This is a genomic window from Streptomyces sp. NPDC029014, from assembly GCF_055564695.1.
In genome coordinates, this window is record NZ_JBVHVT010000021.1 from 24451 (window position 1) to 43046 (window position 18596).

At 74.1% G+C, this 18596-nt stretch carries 17 protein-coding genes; 3 read left to right on the top strand and 14 right to left on the bottom strand.

Features of this window, described 5'->3' with window-relative positions; translation table 11 throughout:
* Positions 1-12: 12 nt before the first annotated feature.
* From ACZ4VL_RS14030 to ACZ4VL_RS14045, 4 genes are all read right to left on the bottom strand, one after another.
* Positions 13-1041, bottom strand: a complete 1029-nt coding sequence (locus tag ACZ4VL_RS14030) for a 6-phosphofructokinase (protein ID WP_468199514.1) — start codon at positions 1039-1041, stop codon at positions 13-15.
* A 165-nt stretch (positions 1042-1206) separates the two neighbouring features.
* A complete protein-coding gene (locus ACZ4VL_RS14035; RefSeq protein ID WP_361088584.1) occupies positions 1207-1851 on the bottom strand; it encodes a response regulator transcription factor in 645 nt (214 codons plus the stop codon).
* A gap of 77 nt (positions 1852-1928) precedes the next feature.
* Positions 1929-3134 (bottom strand): MacS family sensor histidine kinase, encoded by a 1206-nt coding sequence (gene macS, locus ACZ4VL_RS14040; RefSeq protein WP_468199516.1) that lies wholly within the window; start codon positions 3132-3134, stop codon positions 1929-1931.
* Positions 3135-3219: 85 nt separating this feature from the next.
* Positions 3220-3951, bottom strand: coding sequence for a lysophospholipid acyltransferase family protein (locus tag ACZ4VL_RS14045; RefSeq protein WP_404241741.1), 732 nt, complete (start codon positions 3949-3951; stop codon positions 3220-3222).
* A gap of 168 nt (positions 3952-4119) precedes the next feature.
* Between ACZ4VL_RS14045 and ACZ4VL_RS14050 the strand changes: the two genes are divergently transcribed.
* A complete protein-coding gene (locus ACZ4VL_RS14050; protein ID WP_468199517.1) occupies positions 4120-4902 on the top strand; it encodes an alpha/beta hydrolase in 783 nt (260 codons plus the stop codon).
* Entirely contained in the window at positions 4895-5473 is a 579-nt protein-coding gene (locus ACZ4VL_RS14055) for a hypothetical protein (protein ID WP_468199519.1), read from the top strand. The genes ACZ4VL_RS14050 and ACZ4VL_RS14055 overlap by 8 nt, the downstream gene beginning before the upstream one ends.
* Before the next feature lie 81 nt (positions 5474-5554).
* Here the strand turns inward: ACZ4VL_RS14055 and ACZ4VL_RS14060 are convergent, their stop codons facing one another.
* The 6 genes from ACZ4VL_RS14060 to ACZ4VL_RS14085 all read right to left on the bottom strand — a co-directional run bounded on the left by ACZ4VL_RS14060 (position 5555) and on the right by ACZ4VL_RS14085 (position 10767).
* Entirely contained in the window at positions 5555-6436 is an 882-nt protein-coding gene (locus tag ACZ4VL_RS14060) for an endonuclease/exonuclease/phosphatase family protein (protein ID WP_468199521.1), read from the bottom strand.
* 106 nt (positions 6437-6542) lie between these two features.
* On the bottom strand, positions 6543-7484 hold the full coding sequence (locus ACZ4VL_RS14065) for an ROK family glucokinase (RefSeq protein WP_468199522.1): 942 nt from the start codon (positions 7482-7484) through the stop codon (positions 6543-6545).
* A 61-nt stretch (positions 7485-7545) separates the two neighbouring features.
* Positions 7546-8031, bottom strand: coding sequence for a DUF5304 domain-containing protein (locus tag ACZ4VL_RS14070; RefSeq protein ID WP_468199524.1), 486 nt, complete (start codon positions 8029-8031; stop codon positions 7546-7548).
* A 156-nt stretch (positions 8032-8187) separates the two neighbouring features.
* Positions 8188-9411 (bottom strand): ArsA family ATPase, encoded by a 1224-nt coding sequence (locus ACZ4VL_RS14075; RefSeq protein ID WP_468199526.1) that lies wholly within the window; start codon positions 9409-9411, stop codon positions 8188-8190.
* A gap of 5 nt (positions 9412-9416) precedes the next feature.
* Positions 9417-9866: an SRPBCC family protein gene (locus ACZ4VL_RS14080; RefSeq protein WP_361088349.1), complete on the bottom strand. Its 450-nt coding sequence runs from the start codon at positions 9864-9866 to the stop codon at positions 9417-9419.
* Positions 9867-9972: 106 nt separating this feature from the next.
* Positions 9973-10767: a metallophosphoesterase family protein gene (locus tag ACZ4VL_RS14085; protein ID WP_468199528.1), complete on the bottom strand. Its 795-nt coding sequence runs from the start codon at positions 10765-10767 to the stop codon at positions 9973-9975.
* Positions 10768-10996: 229 nt separating this feature from the next.
* Here ACZ4VL_RS14085 and ACZ4VL_RS14090 point away from each other — a divergent pair, with 229 nt between their 5' ends.
* The gene (locus ACZ4VL_RS14090; protein ID WP_468199530.1) at positions 10997-12793 is read left to right on the top strand and encodes an AMP-dependent synthetase/ligase; all 1797 of its coding nucleotides are present in this window, start codon (positions 10997-10999) and stop codon (positions 12791-12793) included.
* Positions 12794-12845: 52 nt separating this feature from the next.
* On the opposite strand, the gene ACZ4VL_RS14095 is transcribed toward ACZ4VL_RS14090, so the two are convergent.
* From ACZ4VL_RS14095 to ACZ4VL_RS14110, 4 genes are all read right to left on the bottom strand, one after another.
* Positions 12846-14462: a GMC oxidoreductase gene (locus tag ACZ4VL_RS14095; protein WP_468199532.1), complete on the bottom strand. Its 1617-nt coding sequence runs from the start codon at positions 14460-14462 to the stop codon at positions 12846-12848.
* 402 nt (positions 14463-14864) lie between these two features.
* A complete protein-coding gene (locus tag ACZ4VL_RS14100; RefSeq protein WP_468199534.1) occupies positions 14865-16007 on the bottom strand; it encodes a glycosyltransferase family 4 protein in 1143 nt (380 codons plus the stop codon).
* A 66-nt stretch (positions 16008-16073) separates the two neighbouring features.
* Complete coding sequence (locus ACZ4VL_RS14105; RefSeq protein ID WP_468199536.1) at positions 16074-17291, bottom strand: hypothetical protein; 1218 nt, start codon at positions 17289-17291, stop codon at positions 16074-16076.
* A 33-nt stretch (positions 17292-17324) separates the two neighbouring features.
* Complete coding sequence (locus tag ACZ4VL_RS14110) at positions 17325-18380, bottom strand: C40 family peptidase (protein ID WP_468199538.1); 1056 nt, start codon at positions 18378-18380, stop codon at positions 17325-17327.
* Between the last annotated feature and the right edge of the window lie 216 nt (positions 18381-18596).

Here is an 18596-nt window from a genome sequence, read left to right on the forward strand (position 1 = left end):
CCGCGGCCCGGCTCAGCCGAAGAACACGCCGGCCTCCTGGTAGAGCGCCGGGTCCACCGTCTTCAGCTTCGCCGTCGCCTCCGCCAGGGGTACGCGCACGATGTCCGTGCCCTTGAGGGCGACCATGGTGCCGAAGTCGCCGTCGTGGACGGCGTCGATGGCGTGCAGGCCGAACCGGGTGGCGAGCCACCGGTCGAAGGCGCTCGGCGTGCCGCCGCGCTGGATGTGGCCGAGCACCGTGGTCCGGGCCTCCTTGCCGGTGCGGCCCTCGATCTCCTTGGCCAGCCACTCGCCGACGCCGGACAGCCGGACGTGCCCGAAGGAGTCGGTGGTGGCGTCCTTGAGCACCATCTCCCCGTCCGTGGGCATGGCCCCTTCCGCGACGACCACGATCGGCGCGTAGCTGGCCTTGAACCGGGAGGTCACCCAGGCGCACACCTGGTCCACGTCGAAGCGCTGCTCGGGGATGAGGATGACGTTGGCGCCGCCCGCGAGCCCCGAGTGCAGGGCGATCCAGCCGGCGTGCCGGCCCATCACCTCGACGACCAGGACCCGCATGTGCGATTCGGCGGTGGTGTGCAGCCGGTCGATGGCCTCGGTGGCGATGCCGACGGCGGTGTCGAAGCCGAAGGTGTAGTCGGTCGCCGACAGGTCGTTGTCGATGGTCTTCGGCACGCCGACGCAGGGGACGCCGTACTCCCCGGACAGTTTGGCGGCCACGCCGAGGGTGTCCTCGCCGCCGATCGCGATGAGCGCCTCGACCTCGTGCTTGGCGAGGGTGTCCTTGATCCGGCGGACGCCGTCCTGCTGCTTGAACGGGTTGGTCCGCGAGGAGCCGAGGATGGTTCCGCCGCGCGGCAGGATGCCGCGGACGGCGGGGATGCCGAGGGGGACGACGTCCCCCTCGACCGCCCCGCGCCAGCCGTCCTTGAAGCCGGCGAACTCGCAGCCGTACTCCTGTACGCCCTTGCGGACGACGGCCCGGATGACCGCGTTGAGCCCGGGGCAGTCGCCGCCGCCGGTCAGCACTCCGACCTTCATGGGATCTCCCTTCGCCACGGGGCCGCACAGGCCCGCATGACGGTCACGCTAGTGGTGACACAGGTCACATCAAGGGCTCCGGGAGGGGCAATTCCGGTGGAATTGCGAGGCGTTGCGTCCGCCCGTTCACTCGTACGAGGACGTAAGTACGACGTACGGCACCGCTTACGCGTCGTCGAGCCCGCGCTCTATCGCGTACCGGACGAGCTCCACCCGGTTGTGCAACTGGAGTTTGCCCAGGGTGTTCTGGACGTGGTTCTGCACCGTGCGGTGGGAGATGACGAGCCGCTCCGCGATCTGCTTGTACGACAGCCCCTTGGCCACCAGCCGCAGCACCTCGGTCTCCCGGTCCGTCAGCCGCGGGGCGGTCGGCTCGTCGGGGGCGGCGGGCACCGGGTCCGTGGCCAGCCGCCGGTACTCGCCGAGGACCAGCCCGGCGAGGCCCGGCGTGAACACCGGGTCGCCGGCGGCCGTGCGGCGCACCGCGTCGATCAGCTCCTGGGCGCCCGCGGACTTCATCAGGTAGCCGGTGGCGCCGGACTTGACCGCTTCGAGGACGTCGGCGTGCTCGCCGCTCGCGGACAGCACGAGGACCCGCAGGGCGGGGTTGGCGCCGACGAGCTCCTTGCAGACCTGCACGCCGGGCAGCCCGGGCAGGTTGAGGTCGAGGACCAGGACGTGGGGTGCGGCCGCGCGGGCGCGGCGCACGGCCTCCGGGCCGTCGCCGGCGGTGGCGACCACGTCGAAGCCGGCGGCGGCGAGGTCGCGGGCGACCGCGTCCCGCCACATCGGGTGGTCGTCGACGACCATCACCTTGATCTCGCCGAGGTCGTGCTGCTCGTCCTGCCCGGTCGGGCGGGTCGCCTGGGTTGCCTGGATCGGCTGGGTCACTGGGTCCTCCCCCTGGGTACTTTCAGTTCCACTTCGGTGCCCTGCCCGGGGACGGACACCAGCTCGGCGGTGCCGCCGAGATCGCGCAGCCTGCCGCGGATGGACAGGGCCACGCCCATCCGCCCCTCGCCCTCGGCCTGGTCGAGACGGCCGGCCGGGATGCCGGGGCCGTCGTCGCGGACGGTCACGATCACCTCGTCGCCCCAGTCCTCGACCAGGATCCAGGCGCGGGCACCCTCGCCGGCGTGCTTGCGCACGTTGTCCAGGGCGGCGCCGACGGCGGCGGCCAGCTCCCGTGCCGGGGCCGCCGGCAGCAGGACGGGCGTGCCCGGCTCGGCGAAGCTGACCTTCGCGCCGGCGTGCGGGGCGAGCAGGGTCCGCAGGTCGGTCTCGCCCTCGTCCGCGGACTCGTCCACCTCGTACGTGTCCACCAGCGCGCCGAGGGACTCGTCGCGGGAGACCCGGGAGGTGTGCACCAGCCCGCTGGAGACCAGGGTGCGCAGGGCGACCTCCTGTTCCCCGGCCATCCTGCCGAGTTCGGCGGCCTCGCCGCCCAGCTCGGTGCCGCGCCGCTGGACCATGGCGAGGACCTGGAGGACCCCGTCGTGGATGTCGCGGGCGAGGCGCTCGCGCTCGCGGGTGGCGGCCTCGATCTCCAGGGCGCGGGCCAGGGTGGCCTCACTGGCCCGGGCGACCTCGACGACGTACCCGATGGCGACGGAGGCGACCCAGACCAGCAGGACGTTGTGCACGGTGTCGCGGGTGGGCTCGCCGCGCTGGACGATGTTGGCGGCGGCCACGAAGCTCGACGCGATGCAGGCCCACCGCCAGCCGCCCTTGAGCGCGAAGCCGAGGACGGCGCCCGCGGTCCAGATGGTCGGCAGGGTGGGGCCGCCCGCGGTGATCCGCACGTGTGTGTCGGCGAGCGGGGTCAGCAGGATGCCGACGAGGGCGACGGAGAGGTCCGCGACGAGGAAGCGCTTGGTGCAGACGGCGGCGCCGGCCACCCTGCGCCGGGTGGCCAGGGTCCAGGCGGCGAGGACGGCGAGGTAGCCGGCCGCGATCCAGGGCCGGTCGAAGTCGCGGTACGCCGAGGCGAACAGCAGGACCGCGTAGACCATGGTGATCAGCCGGTAGGCGGTCAGCGCCCGCCACAGCGGCTGCTCCACCGACATGCGCACGACGCGCTCGCGTTTCGCCATCCCCCACCCCTTGCGGGCGGTCCCGCCCCGTTCGCCGCCGGCCGGGCCGCCCGGCCGGGGGCCGGGCCCGCTCGTGCCGGCTCCGCTACTCCGCGTTCTTGTCCGTGGCGGCCTTGGCGGCCTTCGCCGCCTCCTTCTCGGCCTTCTCGGCGTCGGCGATCTGCCGCTTGGCCGCCGTCGCGTAGATGTCGACGTACTCCTGGCCGGACAGCTTCATGATCTCGTACATGACCTCGTCGGTCACCGAGCGCAGGATGAAGCGGTCGCCGTCCATGCCCTGGTAGCGGCTGAAGTCCAGCGGCTTGCCGATCCGGATGCCGGGGCGCATCAGCTTCGGGACGACCTTGCCGGGCGGCTGGATCTTCTCCGTGTCGATCATCGCCACGGGGATCACGGGCGCGCCGGTGGCCAGCGCCACCCGGGCCAGGCCGCCGGGCTTGCCGCGGTAGAGGCGGCCGTCGGGTGAACGCGTGCCCTCGGGGTAGATACCGAACAGCTCCCCGCGCTCGATGACCTCGATGCCGCTCTTGATCGCGGCCTCGCCGGCTCCGCGCGCGCCGGAGCGGTCCACCGGGAGCTGGCCGACGCCCTTGAAGAAGGCGGCCGTCAGCTTGCCCTTCACGCCCGGGGAGGTGAAGTACTCGGCCTTCGCGATGAAGGTCACCTTCCGGTCGAGGACGGCCGGCAGGAAGAACGAGTCCGAGAAGGACAGGTGGTTGCTCGCCAGGATCGCCGGCCCCTCGGCGGGAATGTTCTCGAGGCCCTCCACCCAAGGCCTGAAGGCGAGCTTCAGGGAGCCCCCGATGGAGAACTTCATTGCGCCGTAGATCAACTCGAAAGCCTTCCTGTGTCCTGTCGAACAGACCTTAACCCGTGGCCCGCGCCGAGGGCGCCCGACGACCCTGGTCGGTGCCACTCCGGTCGCGTACGGTGAAGTCACACAGCGCTACGCACCCCCATGCCCCCCTTGACGAAGGAGACCCCGGTGCCCGTCCTCCCTGGAGCCGAGCCGTTCCGCCACGAGGGCGGAGAGGTCGGCGTACTGCTCTGCCACGGCTTCACCGGCTCCCCGCAGTCGCTGCGCCCCTGGGCCGAGTACCTCGCCGAGCGGGGGCTGACCGTATCGCTGCCGCTGCTCCCGGGGCACGGGACGCGCTGGGAGGACATGCAGCTGACCGGTTGGCAGGACTGGTACGCGGAGGTGGACCGGGCGCTGCGGGAGCTGCTGGACCGGTGCGGCCGGGTCTTCGTGTTCGGGCTGTCGATGGGCGGGGCGCTGACCCTGCGGCTCGCGGCGAAGCACGGGGACGCCATCAGCGGCATCGTGCTCGTCAACCCGGCCAACAAGGTCCACGACCCGCTGGCGTTCGCCCTTCCCGTGGCCAAGCACTTCGTGCGGTCGACGCCGGGCATAGCGAGCGACATCGCCAAGCCGGGCTCGGAGGAGGTCGGCTACGACCGGGTCCCGACCCGTGCCGCGCACTCGCTGCGGGAGTTCCTGCGGCTCGTGGACGGTGAGCTGCCGCAGGTGACGCAGCCGGTGCTGCTGCTGCACAGCCCGCAGGACCACGTGGTCCCGCCGGTCGACTCGGCGCGGATCCTGTCGCGGATCTCGTCCACGGACGTGAGCGAGACGCTGCTGGAACAGAGCTACCACGTGGCGACGTTGGACTACGACGCGGAGCGGATCTTCGAGGACAGCTACGCGTTCGTCGGACGGATCGCACAGGGCGTCGTCGGCAGGGAAGGGGCGGCCAGCGGTGGCTGAACACGAGGAGTCCCCGGGGGGCGTACCCCCGCTGGACGAGGAAGCGGCGTGGGCGGCGATCGTCGCCGGGTACGGGCAGGAGCCGCCCGACCCGCCGGGCGCGCGGCCGTTCCGCCCGATCGAGAACCTGATGCTGCCGGAGGAGGACGTGGAGCCGCTGCAGCCGAAGGACTCGGAAGAGCCGAAGACGCCGAAGACGCCGAAGGAGGACGCCCCGCCGACGCCGCTCGGCAGCTCGGTGGTGTTCGCCCCGGGCGTCGGCCTCGGCGGGCCCGGCCCCCGGGACCATGCGCTGGCCGACCCGGACGACGCCGACGAAACGGACGAGGGCCACTTCGTGCAGCCCGAGCCGGAGCTGCCGCCGGCTGACACGACGGCGAAGTTCGCGTGGCTGGCGGTGGTCGGCGGGCCGGTGCTGCTGCTGGTGGCGGTGCTGTTGCAGTGGGACATGACCTGGTGGCTGACGACGCTGTGCATCGGCGGCTTCCTCGGAGGCTTCGCCACCCTCATCGCCCGCATGCAACAGGGCGACGACGAAGACGACGACCCGGGCCGAGGCGCAGTGGTCTGACCCCCGCGCCCCAAAGGGGCGCGGGGACCAGCGCGCTCAACCACACAGGGACGCCCACCAGGGACGCGGGGAACTGCGCGATCAACCACCCGCGGCCCGCGGCGCACCCACCGGCAGCCGCACCACCGCCAGCACCGGCAAGTGATCGCTCGCCGCAGCGAGATCCGCCTCCACCACGCCGTCCAACCCCACCGGCACGCCACACCCGAGCACCTCCACCCCCTGCGTGGCGAACACCGCGTCGATCCGCCGCCCCGCCCCGCCACCACGGCCACCGCCGCCGGCTCGGCCGCCACCCCGGCCCCCCGGCACGAAGGTGTGCTCCCCGCCCCACGGGGCGACGGCCCGGCAGTCCTGCAGTGCCCCGGCGAGCCGCCGGAAGGCCGGCCCCTCCGGGGTCTCGTTCACGTCCGCCGCCGCGATCCCGTACGGCGCACCGGCGGCCCCGAGCCGCACCAGCAGCTCCTCCGCGTGCGCCAGCCGCTCCCCCGCGTCCAGCGGCAGGTGGGCGCTCAGCACCGCGACCCTGGCGCCGCCGAAGCGGACCACGGCGGTGGCGAAGCCCCGCCGGTGCAGCCCGGGCGTGAGCGGGAGCAGCACGTCCTCGGTCCGCTCCACGAAGGCCCGCAGCGAGCACAGCAGCAGCGGGCCGGCGGCGGTCGCCCCGCCCGACAGGACCACCAGGTCGCATGTGGCGGCCAGCCGCGCCGCGTGCTTGCGCCAGCGGAAGAACCGCGGGGCCTCCTGGACGAAGACCAGGTCGGGGGCGCAGGCGCGGATCACCCGGGCCAGCGCGTCCTCGTCGTCGCGCAGGGAGCGGATGTTGTAGCTGAGGACGCGGATGACGGCGGAGCCGTCGGCCTCGGTACGGGACTCGGGGAGGTCCGGCAGCGCGGGGGCGGCGGGCTGCACGGGCCGGGCGGGCAGACGAGAACGCGAACGCGAACGCGAAGTCAGGTCCATACCCGGCAACATAGCCACCCGGCCCGCCGTGCCCCAGGGGGCGCGGCGGGCCGGGTGTGCGGGCGCTGGCGTGCGCCGTGCGGCGGGGTCGGCCCCGCCGGGCGGGTCAGCCCTGCCGGGCCAGGTCCGCCGCGCCGACGAGTCCGGCCTTGCCGCCGAGCTGGGCGGCGAGCACCTGCGCGTGCGGGCGCCAGGCGCCGCCGATCAGCCAGCGCTTGAAGGACTTGCGGATCGGGTCGAGGACGAGGTCGCCCTCGTCGGACACGCCGCCGCCGACGATGAACGCCGAGGGGTCGAAGAGCGAGGCCAGGTCGGCGAGGCCGGCGCCGGCCCAGCGGGCCAGTTCGCGGAAGGAGTCGACGGCCACGGGGTCGCCCTGGCGGGCGGCCTCGCTGATGTGCTTGCCCTCGATGCCGTCGGGGGTGCCGTCGCCGAGGGCGAGCAGCAGGGCCGCGTTCTCGGGGGTGGCGTTGGCGCGCTGCTTGGCGTACCGGACGAGGGCGCGCCCGGAGGCGTACTGCTCCCAGCAGCCCTGGCTGCCGCAGCCGCACAGCAGGCCGTCGGGGACGACCCGGATGTGCCCGAACTCGGCGGCCACGCCGAACCGGCCGCGCCGCAGCTTGTTGCCGATGATGATGCCGCCGCCGAGGCCGGTGCCGAGGGTGATGCAGATGACGTCCTCGTGGCCCTTGCCGGCGCCGAAGCGGTATTCGCCCCAAGCGGCGCAGTTCGCGTCGTTCTCGACGACGACGGGCAGGCCGATGCGCTGCTCGACCTTGTCCTTGAGCGGCTCGTGCCGCCAGTTGATGTTCGGCGCGAACAGTACGGTCGCGCGCTTGTCGTCCACGTATCCGGCGGCGCCGATGCCGACGGCCTCGATGGTGTGGTTGCTGCTGACTTCGGTCACTGCGGCGCAGATCGCGTCGGTCACGCCGTCCGCGGTCGGCGGGGTGGGCACCTTGTACGTCTCAAGGATGGTGCCCTCTTCGTCGACCACGCCGGCCGCGATCTTCGTGCCGCCGATGTCGACGCCGATGGTGAGTCCCATTAGTCCCTCGGTTTCCGGTCAAACCCCGCCACGGCCAACCGTACCCGAGGGCGGTGCCGTCTCAGTCGAGGTCGATGCGCTGGGACGGGCCGGTTCCGCCCTCGTCCCGGGGGTCGGAGCCGTCGCCGGCGGGCCGGTCGGGGCCGTCGCCCGGGGTGGTGTCGCCGCGGGTCCAGCGGCGTTCGTGGCCTTCGACGGCCGAGCGGTAGGCGGCGAGGAGCTCGGATCCGGCCGCGGCGAGGTGGCCGAAGACCTCGGGGTTGCGTTCGACGACGGGCTTGGCGGCTGCCTTCGCCTGGTCGACGATCTGCCGCACGGCGCCCTGGGCGGTGGCTCCGAGCAGCGGGTTGTTCAGGGCGGAGACCTTGTCGGCGACGGCCTCGAACAGTTTGAACAGTTCCTCGGCGGCGGTTCCGGTCCCGGACCCGGACCCGGACCCGGTGCCGTCGTGCCGGGAGCGGCGGCGCTCCTGCTCGGCGGCGAGGTCCTCGGCGCAGGCCTCGGCCCAGGCGTCGTCGTCGGCGGGACGGTCGGTGGCCTCGCTCATGGCGGACTCTCCTGCGGCAGCTGCGGGACGTGCGGTGCGGTGAGGTGCGATGTGGTGTGGTGCGGTGGGTACGGGTGGCGTACGGCTCGGTACTGCGTCGCGCGTACGCGCTCGTCGTGTACTGCTTTCGACGTTACCCGAACGGGGGTACGCCGTTCAGGGCCGGCGCGGCCACAGCGCCGGGTCGGGGGTGAAGCGGATCCGCAGGGCGCCGTCGGTGAGGGCGGCGCCGGTGACGGTGCAACGGCGCAGCGCGGAGGGCAGGGAAACGATCCTCCGGTACGGGCCGGCCGCGATCAGCAGTTCGTCGCCGCGCCGGACCAGGTCGAGGTCGCGCTTGTGCGCGCCGGGCAGCGGAACCGCCCAGACGAGTACCCCGTCCTCGGCGATCCGGTCCTCGACTGCCCAGTCGCGGCGGGCCGGCGGGTCGTCCGGTGCGAGCCCGGGGGCTCCGGCGAGCCGGGCCAGGTCCTCGGGGCCGCGGGGGGCTCGGCCGAGGTGGGGCAGCGGGACCACGGGCCGGCCGGTGTCGGCGGCCCACTGGGCGGCGTACTTCTCCTGCTCGGCGGCGAGCCCGGCGAGCCAGGGGTCGGGCGAGCCCTGCGGCACGGTGCGGTTGGCGACGATCCCGTCGACGGGCAGTTGCAGGAGGGCGGCGCCGACCAGCCCGGTCCGCAGGGCGGTGTCGGCGGCGGGGCCGGGCTCGGCGACCAGGCGCAGGGTGGTGGTGGCGGCCTCGACGACGCGCTGGACGGCGGCCAGCTCCTCGTCCCAGCGGGCGGCGGCCTCGTACAGCCACTGCGCGGGCATGGGGACGCCGGCCAGCTGGGCGAGTACGGGGCGCAGGGCGCGGGCGGCCTGCCGTTCGGCGGGGAGCAGCCGGGCCAGGTAGCGGCGCAGCTGCCCGGGGAGGGCCAGGGCTGCCAGGGCCTGGTGCAGCGGGGGCAGGTCTACGACGACGAGGTCGGTGTCGGGCGCTGCGGCGGCCCGGCGCAGGGCGCGCAGCAGGGCGAACTGTTCGGCGCCGGGCAGTTCGGTGAGCTCCTCGGCACCGAGCGGCCGGGAGCCGAGCATGCCGAGGAGGGCGGAGCCGCGTTCCTGGAGGGCGGCGAGCTCGGCGCGGAACTCCCCGCCGGAGTCGACGCGGGCCACCCGGATCCCGTCGGCGGGCACCGCGGTCAGTCCGGGGGCCACCTCGACGGCTTCCCCGGCGGGTTCCCCGACCAGGGCGGTGACGGGGTCCGCCGGGCCGCTGCAGGACGCGGGGTCGCCGGACAGCAGCAGCACCCGCTTCCCGGCCCGGGCGGCGGCGGCCGCGGTGGCCGCGGCGACGGTGGTCCGCCCGGCGCCGCCGGGGCCGGTGACGAGCAGGGTGCGCACGTGGATCAGGCCGACCCGGTCGATTCGACGCGCTTCTTCAGTCCGGCCAGGGCCCGGTCGATGATGACCTTCTCGGCCTTGCGCTTGATCATGCCGAGCATGGGGATCTTGACGTCCACGGTCAGCTGGTAGGTGACCTCGGTGCGCGTGCCGCCGTCGACCGGTGCCAGCCGGTACGAGCCGTCGAGCTGGCGCAGCATCTGGGACTTGTCGAGGGTCCAGCTGACCTCGTCGGTGCCCTTCCAGGTGTAGGCGAGGGTGTGGTCGTCCTTGATCGCGCCGGCGTCGAGGAGGAGGCGGACCTTCTCCGCGCGGCCCTGGGCGTCGGTCGACAGCACCTCGGCCTCCTTCACCTCACCGGTCCACTCGGGGTAGCGGGCGAAGTCGGCGATCACGGCCATGACGTCGGCCGGCGCCGCGTCGATCGTGATGCTCGAGCTGGTGTGTTCCGCCATCGCGGTCGCTCCTCCAGGACTGGGGCACCTCCCAGCGGCAGCTGGGGGATTTCGGGGGTGTGTGCGGCCTGCGGCCGCCGCGTGCAGGCTACCGTGCGTGCGGAGGTCACCACTCCATGGCCCAGGGCCTTCCGGTCGAGGCGAAGTGTCCGACGTTCACGCACTCCGTCCCGCCGATCCGCATCCGCCGGGCCAGCGGCTGGTGCACGTGCCCGAAGAGGGCGTACCGGGGCCGGGTCCGGCGGATCGCGGCGAGCAGGGCCTCGCTGCCCCGTTCGAAGCGGCGGGCGACGGTGTCGTAGCAGAGCTCGGGGACCTCCGGCGGGATGTGCGAGCAGAGCACGTCCACCTCGCCGAGGGCCTCGACCTTGGCGGCGTACTCCTCCTCGTCGACCTCGTAGGGGGTGCGCATGGGGGAGGGCAGGCCGCCGCCGACGAAGCCGAAGACGCGGCCGCCGATCTCGACGCGCTGGCCGTCGAGGACGGTGGTGCCGGCGCCGGCGTACTCCTGCCACAGGCCCGGCATGTCGACGTTGCCGTAGGTGGCGTACGTGGGGTGCGGGAACGCGGCGAACATCTCGGCGTACTGGCGGCGGACCGCCTCCTCGATCAGGCGTTCCCGGTCCAGGCCCTGCCAGAGCCGGCGGCCGAAGGCGCGGGCCTCCTCGAAGCGGCGGGCGGTGCGCAGCTCGACGATCCGGTCGGCGTTCTCGACGCCGAAGAGGTCGGGGAAGATGCCGCGGGAGTGGTCGGCGTAGTCGAGGAAGAGGACGAGGTCGCCGAGGCAGATCAGCGCGTCGGCGCCGTCCCCGGCGCGTGCGAGCGCCTCGGTGTTGCCGTGGACGTCGCTGACGACGTGAACGCGCGTACCGCTTTTCCTGCCACCTGTGCTCCCACCCATGAGGCCACCCTAGGGGGGCCGGACGGGCGCGGGTAGAGGGGGTGGCACCAGGGGTCCTACCTGCGGTTACTTCCGAGTCGTTGACTGGGTCGACTAATGTCGGCAGGGCAGTGCCGCGTCATGTGACGCACGGAACATCTGGCCGGTTCCCTCTATCGGGAACCCACTACCGGTGGGTAACGTCCGGTCGGTCCACACGGTGGCGATGGCGCCCAGAGGAGCAGTTGTCTTGCGCGAGTTCAGCCTTCCGGCCCTGTACGAGGTCCCGTCGGACGGGAACCTGACGGATCTCATCCGCCGCAACGCAGCGCAGCATCCGAACACCGCCGTCATGGGGCGCAAGGCCGACGGCCGGTGGGAGGACGTCACGGCGAAGGAGTTCCTCGCCGAGGTCCGCGCCACCGCCAAGGGCCTGATCGCGGCCGGTGTGCGGCCCGGCGACCGGGTGGGCCTGATCTCCCGCACCCGCTACGAGTGGGTGCTGATCGACTTCGCGATCTGGACCGCGGGCGGTGTCACCGTGCCCGTGTACGAGACCAGCTCGCCGGAGCAGATCCAGTGGATCCTCGGTGACTCCGGGGCCGTCGCGGTGGTCGTGGAGGGCTCGGGCCACAGCGAGGCCGTGGCCTCGCTGCGCGACCGGCTGCCGGAGCTGCGCGAGGTCTGGGAGATCGAGCAGGGCGCCGCGGAGACGCTGAAGGCCGCGGGTGCCGGGATCTCCGACGCCGAGGTCGACGAGCGCAGCTCGCTGGCGAACGCCGACGACCCGGCCACCATCGTCTACACCTCGGGCACCACCGGCCGTCCCAAGGGCTGTGTGCTGACCCACCGCAACTTCTTCGCCGAGTGCGGCAACGTGGTGGAGCGGCTGAGCCCGCTGTTCCGCACGGGCGAGTGCTCGGTGCTGCTGTTCCTGCCGGCCGCGCACGTCTTCGGGCGCCTGGTGGAGGTGGCGGCCGTGCTGGCGCCGATCCGCCTGGGCTGCGTACCGGACATCAAGAACCTGACGGACGAGCTCCAGTCCTTCCGGCCGACGCTGATCCTCGGCGTGCCCCGGGTCTTCGAGAAGGTCTACAACTCGGCGCGCGCCAAGGCCCAGGCCGACGGCAAGGGCAAGATCTTCGACGCGGCGGCCGAGACGGCCATCGCGTACAGCCGGGCGCTGGACACCCCGGCCGGCCCGTCCTTCGGCCTGCGGCTGAAGCACAAGCTGTTCTCGAAGCTGGTCTACCGCAAGCTGCACGCGGTCCTCGGCGGGCGCGGCGAGTACGCGATCTCCGGCGGCGCGCCGCTGGGCGAGCGCCTCGGCCACTTCTTCCGCGGCATCGGCTTCACGGTGCTGGAGGGCTACGGCCTGACGGAGTCCTGCGCGGCGACGGCGTTCAACCCGTGGGACCGGCCGAAGATCGGCTCGGTCGGGCAGCCGCTGCCCGGCTCGGTGGTGCGGATCGCCGACGACGGCGAGGTGCTGCTCCACGGCGAGCAGGTCTTCCAGGGCTACTGGCAGAACGAGGCGGCGACCGCCGATGCGCTCACCGACGGCTGGTTCCACACCGGCGACGTCGGCACCCTCGACGAGGACGGCTACCTCACCATCACCGGCCGCAAGAAGGAGCTCATCGTCACGGCGGGCGGCAAGAACGTCGCCCCCGCGGTGATCGAGGACCGGATCCGGGCGCACGCGCTGGTCGCGGAGTGCATGGTGGTGGGCGACGCGCGGCCCTTCGTGGCGGCGCTGGTCACCATCGACGAGGAGTTCCTCGGCCGTTGGGCCGCGGAGAACGGCAAGCCGGCCGGCTCGACGGCGGCGGACCTGCGCGAGGACGCGGACCTCATCGCCGCCGTCCAGAAGGCCGTGGACGACGGCAATGCGGCGGTCTCCAAGGCGGAATCGGTGCGGAAATTCCGCATTCTGCCCTCCCAGTTCACGGAGGAGTCGGGCCACATCACGCCGTCGCTGAAGCTGAAGCGCAACGTGGTGGCGAAGGACTTCGCGCACGAGATCGAGGCGCTCTACACCTCCTGAGCGCCCGGCCCCGGCCCCTGGCCCGGGTCCCCGCCGGTCCGCCCGCTGCGCGTCAGCGGGGGTCCTCGGCGAGGATCCGGGCCATGTTGCGTTCCGCGAGGGCGGTGATGGTGACGAACGGGTTCACGCCGAGGGATCCCGGGACCAGCGAGCCGTCGACGACGTACAGCCCCCGGTGGCCCTTGGCGCGGCCGTGGTCGTCGGTGGCCTCGCCGAGGACGCAGCCGCCGAGGGGGTGGTAGGTGAAGTCGTCGGCGAAGGGCCTGTTCCCGCCGAACAGGTCGTACCGGTAGATGGTGACGTTGGTCCGGTTGATCCGGTCGAAGAGGCTCTTCGCGGCGGCCACGGCGGGCGCGTTCTGCTCGCGCCGCCACTGCAGCCGCGCCGAGTCGGAGGCCGCGTCGTACGTGAAGTGCCCGCGCTCGGGGTTCCTGGTGATGGCCAGGTACATCGAGACCCAGTGCTCGATGCCCATCGGCAGCGGGGCGATCTCCGCGAAGACGGGGTGGGCGGCGTTGTCCCAGTCGTCGATGCCCAGGGCGGGCATGGTGGCCTGGCGGGCGCCGACGGTGTCCCACAGGTGGTTGGCGCGGGCGGTCATGACGTTGCCGTTGGGGCCCCAGCCGAGGCCGACCTTCTCGCTCAGCGCGGGCAGGGTGCCGCGTTCGCGGGCCCGCACCAGGATCTCGGTGGTGCCGAGGCTGCCGGCGCCGAGGAAGAGCTGCCGGCAGCCGAGTTCGCGGACCTGGGTGACCCGCCCGGACAGGTCGCTGCCGTGGACGGTGAGCACGTAGCTCCCGTCCGGCTCCTGTCGTACGCCGACCACGCGCTGCAGGGTCTCGACGGTGACGTTCCCGGTGCCGAGGGCGGCCGCCAGGTAGGTCTTGTCCACGCTCTTCTTGCCGTGGTTGTTGCCGTAGATGACCTCGCCGGCCAGGGCTGACCGGGGGACGGTGCCGGCCGCCTCGCGCTGCATGTACCTGAAGTCGTACACGTTGGGCACGAACACGGTCCGCAGGCCGGTGTTGCGGGCGTGCTTGCGGGAGACGCGGGCGAAGCGGTACCAGTCGGTGGACTCGAACCAGGCCGGGTCGATGTCGTTCACGCCGAGCATGGCGCGGGCGCGCGGGAAGTACGTGCCGTACATCTCGTCGGCGTCGACGCGGGGCAGCACCTCCTGGAAGTAGGAGCGGCGCGGCGTGGGCGCCATGCCGCCGTTGACGAGGGAGCCGCCGCCGACGCCGCGGCCGACGTAGACGGACATGTCGCCGTGGTGCACGCGGTCGAGGACGCCGGGGTAGGGGCTGATGTCCCGGTTGACGACGTCGAGCCAGAGGAAGGTCGCGAGCGGGGCCTCGGTGCGGGTGCGGAACCACATGGACCGGTGGTCGGGGGCGGAGGTCGAGGGGAAGACCTTGCCGTCGGGGCCGGGGGTGTTCCACAGCCGCCCCATTTCGAGGACGACGGTACGGACGCCGGCCTGCCCGAGGCGGAGGGCCGCCACGGCGGCGCCGTAGCCGGAGCCGACGACGATGGCGGGGGCGTACTGCGCGGCGGGGGGTTCGGCCGCGGCGGCGGAGCCGAGGCCGATGCGGGTGAAGCCGAGGGCTGCGGCGGTCTGGAATGCGCCGATGCCCAGGAAGTGACGGCGCGTCAGGTGGGGGTTCATGCCCGCATGATGGGCGGAAGCAGACCTTCCGCCCATACCCGGCGCAGCCACGATCAACCGTGACAGTCCCTTCTGTCGACACCGCCCCGGCGTCGCGCCGTCCGCTGCGCGGAGCCGCCCCCACCCCGCCCCTTCCCGAAACCGTGGGCTCCGCCCCCAGCCCCCCGCGGCTCAAACGCGGGCGAGGCTGGACGATGCAGCCCGCGCGGCGTTTGAGCGCACCGGGCGCGCAGCGCCCGGTCCTCGGGCCCCGCCGGCGTTTGAGGCGAAGGGGGTCCGGGGCGGAGCCCCGGTTTCGGGAAGGGGCGGGACTGGGGAACGGCTGCGCGCAGCGGCACCCGCACCCGGCGGCCGGCGGCCCCGCATCCAACAACCCAGCGGCCGGCGGAAACGGCGGCGCGGCTACAGCAGCGCGCGGAGGCGGTCGGCCAGCAGGTCCCACCGCCACCGCTCCTCCACCCACGCACGGCCCCGCTCCCCCATTCGCCGCCGCAGCTCCGGATCCCGGAGCAGGGCCACGATGCGGTCCGCCGCGTCCCCGGGGTCGCCGCCCCGGACCACCCACCCGGTCTCCCCGTCCAGCACCGCGTCCGGCGCCCCGCCGGAGTCCCCCGCGACCACCGGCAGACCGGTGGCCGAGGCTTCCAGGTAGACGATCCCGAGCCCCTCCACGTCCAGCCCGCCCCGCCGGGTCCGGCACGGCATGGCGAAGACGTCGCCGGCCCCGTAGTGGGCGGGCAGCTCGGACCAGGGGACGGGGCCGGTGAAGACCACCGAGTCCGCGACCCCCGTCTCGCCGACCAGCTTCCGCAGGTCGGCCTCGTACGGCCCGCCGCCGACGATCAGCAGCACGGCGTCCGGCACCGCCGCCAGGATCTGCGGCATGGACCGGATCAGGGTGTCCTGTCCCTTCCGCGGCACGAGCCGCGAGACGCACACGACGACCGGTCGGTCCGAGAGCCCGAGCCGGGCGCGGATCTCGTCGCCGCCCGACTCCGGGTGGAAGGTCTTCTCGTCCACGCCGGGCGGCAGTTGGACCATCCGGTCCGCCGCCGCACCGGTCAGCGCCGAGGCGATCCGGGAGCGCGTGTACTCGCCCAGGTAGGTGAAGGTGTCCGTGCCCTCGCCGATCCGGCGCAGCAGCTGCCGCGCCGCCGGCAGCTGCGCCCAGCCGGCCTCGTGGCCGTGCGTGGTCGCCACGATGCGCCGCGCCCCGGCCCGGCGCAGGGCCGGACCCATCAGGCCGAGCGGGGCGGCGGCCCCGAACCACACGGACTCGCAGCCGTGCTCGCGCAGCAGCCCCACCGCCCGGCGGGTGACCCGCGGGGTCGGCAGCAGCATGGTCGTCCGGTCGCGCACGACCTGGAAGGGCTGTTCGGCGTCGAAGGCGGCGGTGGCCTCGCGGCCCTCGGCGCTGTGCTTCCAGGTGGAGGCGTAGACGACGATCCGCTCGGGGTCCAGGCGCAGGGCCATGTTGTGCAGGAAGGCCTGGATGCCGCCCGGGCGCGGCGGAAAGTCGTTGGTCACGATCAGCGTCTTGTGCATCGCCTGCCGACAGTACCGGACGGCCCCGCGGGCCCCTCACGGCCCGGGCCCCTGCGGCCGCGCGCCCTAGGGTGTCTGGGCGGCGGAGCCGAGGTCGGCCCGCAGGGCCTGCCGCCAGGCCTCCGTCAGGGCGGGCCCGTCCGTGCCGAGGGCATCCCGCAGGGCGGCCGGGAGCGGCTCGCGGCCCGCGCGGACGTACAGGTCGACGAGGGCCGCGTCCCCCCACCGCCGTGCGACGAGCCGGCAGGCCAGCCAGGCGCCCTCGTACGCCCGGGACAGCGCTTCGGGGTCGGCGCCGAAGGCGAACTCCTCGTTCCGCGGCAGCTGCGCGGGCGGTCGCCCGGCACGGACCGCACGGCCGAGGGCGGGTGCGGCGCGCTCGGGGGCGGGGTCGGTGCCGCGGTACGCCGCCCAGTCGGCGAAGCCTTCGGAGAGCCACAGCGGGGTCGTGGCGGTGGTCGCCGAGCGGGTGGCGACGTGGGTGGCCTCGTGGGTGAGGACGACGGCCCGGCCCTCGGCGGTGAGCTCGGCGTAGCCCTGGGGGTTGACGACGATCCGGTCGGCGGGGGCGGGGCCGCCGCCGACGCTTGCGGTGGTGACGGCGGCCATGCCCCGGTACTCGGCGACCGGCCGCCCGAGCAGCGCCGCCATCGCGTCCACCGTCGCGGGGACGAGCACGACGACCCGCCCGGCCCAGGGCCGCGGCCAGGCGGCGTTCACCGCGGGCACCGCCCGGTCGGCCTCGGCGGCGATCGCGGACAGCGTCGGGGCGTCCTGCCCGGTGCCGAGGACGAGGCTGTGTGCGCCCCGGACCACGGCCACCGGCCCCTGGTCCCACAGCTGCGGTGGGGCGCCGGGGGCGGGGGCGTCGCCGGTGACCCGCCACTGCCCGCCGGTCAGGCCCAGCCGCACCTCGCGGGCGGAGCCGGCCGCGGCGGTGTCGTGGCCGGCGAGCCGGTAGCGCAGCTCGGCGGTGGCGGTGGCGCGCGCTCCGTCCTGCCGGACGCCGGTGACCTCGTAGGCCCAGCCCTCCAGCGGGATCCCGGCGAGCTGCGCGGGCGGCTGCCGGGACCAGGCGGCGACGGCGGCGCGGACGTCGCGGTCGGCGCGGCCGGCCGTGTCGGCGGTGTGGGCGGTGTGGGCGGTGTGGGCGGTTTCGCCCGGCGCGGGCGCGGACGCGGGCGCGGTGCAGCCGGCGAGCAGCCCGCCCACCAGCCCGCAGAGCAGCAGGAACACCACCGGCGGCAGCTGCCGCGGTGCGGCGGCTCGGCGGCGCGGGGGCATCCGCCGATCCTAGTGCCGCGGCCGGGGCTCCGCTCAGGGGCGGGTGACGGAGGACACCGGCATCATGCCGACGGGGTCGTAGCGGACCCGGGCCCCGGGGTAGGGGGCGTGCACGACCTGGCCGTTGCCGACGTACATGCCGACGTGGCTGGCGTCGGAGCGGTAGGTCACCAGGTCCCCGGGCCGGGCCTCGGACAGCGGGACGCGGCGGCCGGCGTACCGCTGGGCCTGCGAGGTGCGCGGCAGGGAGACGCCGGCCTGCCGGTACGACCACACCATCAGCCCGGAGCAGTCGAAGCCGGAGGGGCCGGTGGCGCCCCAGATGTAGGGCCGTCCCACGACGGAGCGGGCGGCCCGCACGGCCGCCGCGGCGCGGCCGGAGGAGGGGCCGGGGAAGCCGCCGGCGGACGGGTCGGGCAGTGCGTCCGCGCGGCCGTCGGAGCGGGAGGCCCGCTCGAAGTCGGCGCGTTCCTCGGCGGGCATGGCGTTGAGCAGCTGCCGGGCCGCGGCGAGCTTGGCCGTGACGGCGCGTTTCTGCCGGGCCACGTCGGCCCGTACGGCTTCGAGTTCGGCGAGCCCCCGCGCGGCCTCGCTGCGCTCCTGGCCGAGCTTGCGCTGTTCCTTGCGCAGTTCGTCGAGCTGCCGGGTCTGGCGGTCGGTCAGCCGGCCCAGGGTGGCGGCCTTGTCGAGGTATTCGTCGGGGTCCTCGGACAGCATCAGCTCGACGGCGGGGTCGATGCCGCCGGAGCGGTACTGGGCTCCGGCGAAGGCGCCGAGGAGGCCGCGCATGGTGTTGATGCGCTCCTGGCCGCGGGCCAGCCGGTCCTGAGCGCGGCCGATCTCGGTGCGGAGCCTGTCGGCGTGCTCCCCCGCCTCGTTGTAGCGTTCGGTGGCCCGTTCGGCTTCCTCGAAGAGGCGGTCGACCTGGGCGCGGACGCTCGCCGAGGGCTCCTTCGGCAGGGCCGGTGCGGCGATGGCGGGCACTGCGGTGATGGCGGCGGCGGTGGCCGCCGCGGCGGCCGCGGTCAGGAGGCCGACCTTGGTGTGCCGGTCGAGGCTGCCGGGTCCGGACCGGCGGTGGGACGCCATGCGGAACCGCTCCCTTCCGCTGCGCGGGACCGGGTCCGTCCCCCGTGGACGGCCGTGTGCCGGGTTCCGCGCTGGCAGACAGTAGCCGCGCGGCTACCCGCCGACCAACGACCGTCGCGGGCCGCACGTGCCGGCGCCCCGCCCCAGACGCAGGTCATGGGCGGGGCGCGGGGTCAGGGCGGGGCCGTGGAATTCGCCCGGATGGGCGGTGTGGGA

Bases quoted from the DNA above. Each gene is read 5' to 3' on its own strand.
- ACZ4VL_RS14030 (WP_468199514.1), bottom strand. From the start codon at position 1,041: ATGAAGGTCGGAGTGCTGACCGGCGGCGGCGACTGCCCCGGGCTCAAC.
- ACZ4VL_RS14035 (WP_361088584.1), bottom strand. From the start codon at position 1,851: ATGGTCGTCGACGACCACCCGATGTGGCGGGACGCGGTCGCCCGCGAC.
- macS (WP_468199516.1), bottom strand. From the start codon at position 3,134: ATGGCGAAACGCGAGCGCGTCGTGCGCATGTCGGTGGAGCAGCCGCTG.
- ACZ4VL_RS14045 (WP_404241741.1), bottom strand. From the start codon at position 3,951: ATGAAGTTCTCCATCGGGGGCTCCCTGAAGCTCGCCTTCAGGCCTTGG.
- ACZ4VL_RS14060 (WP_468199521.1), bottom strand. From the start codon at position 6,436: ATGGACCTGACTTCGCGTTCGCGTTCGCGTTCTCGTCTGCCCGCCCGG.
- ACZ4VL_RS14065 (WP_468199522.1), bottom strand. From the start codon at position 7,484: ATGGGACTCACCATCGGCGTCGACATCGGCGGCACGAAGATCGCGGCC.
- ACZ4VL_RS14070 (WP_468199524.1), bottom strand. From the start codon at position 8,031: ATGAGCGAGGCCACCGACCGTCCCGCCGACGACGACGCCTGGGCCGAG.
- ACZ4VL_RS14080 (WP_361088349.1), bottom strand. From the start codon at position 9,866: ATGGCGGAACACACCAGCTCGAGCATCACGATCGACGCGGCGCCGGCC.
- ACZ4VL_RS14085 (WP_468199528.1), bottom strand. From the start codon at position 10,767: ATGGGTGGGAGCACAGGTGGCAGGAAAAGCGGTACGCGCGTTCACGTC.
- ACZ4VL_RS14095 (WP_468199532.1), bottom strand. From the start codon at position 14,462: ATGAACCCCCACCTGACGCGCCGTCACTTCCTGGGCATCGGCGCATTC.
- ACZ4VL_RS14100 (WP_468199534.1), bottom strand. From the start codon at position 16,007: ATGCACAAGACGCTGATCGTGACCAACGACTTTCCGCCGCGCCCGGGC.
- ACZ4VL_RS14105 (WP_468199536.1), bottom strand. From the start codon at position 17,291: ATGCCCCCGCGCCGCCGAGCCGCCGCACCGCGGCAGCTGCCGCCGGTG.
- ACZ4VL_RS14110 (WP_468199538.1), bottom strand. From the start codon at position 18,380: ATGGCGTCCCACCGCCGGTCCGGACCCGGCAGCCTCGACCGGCACACC.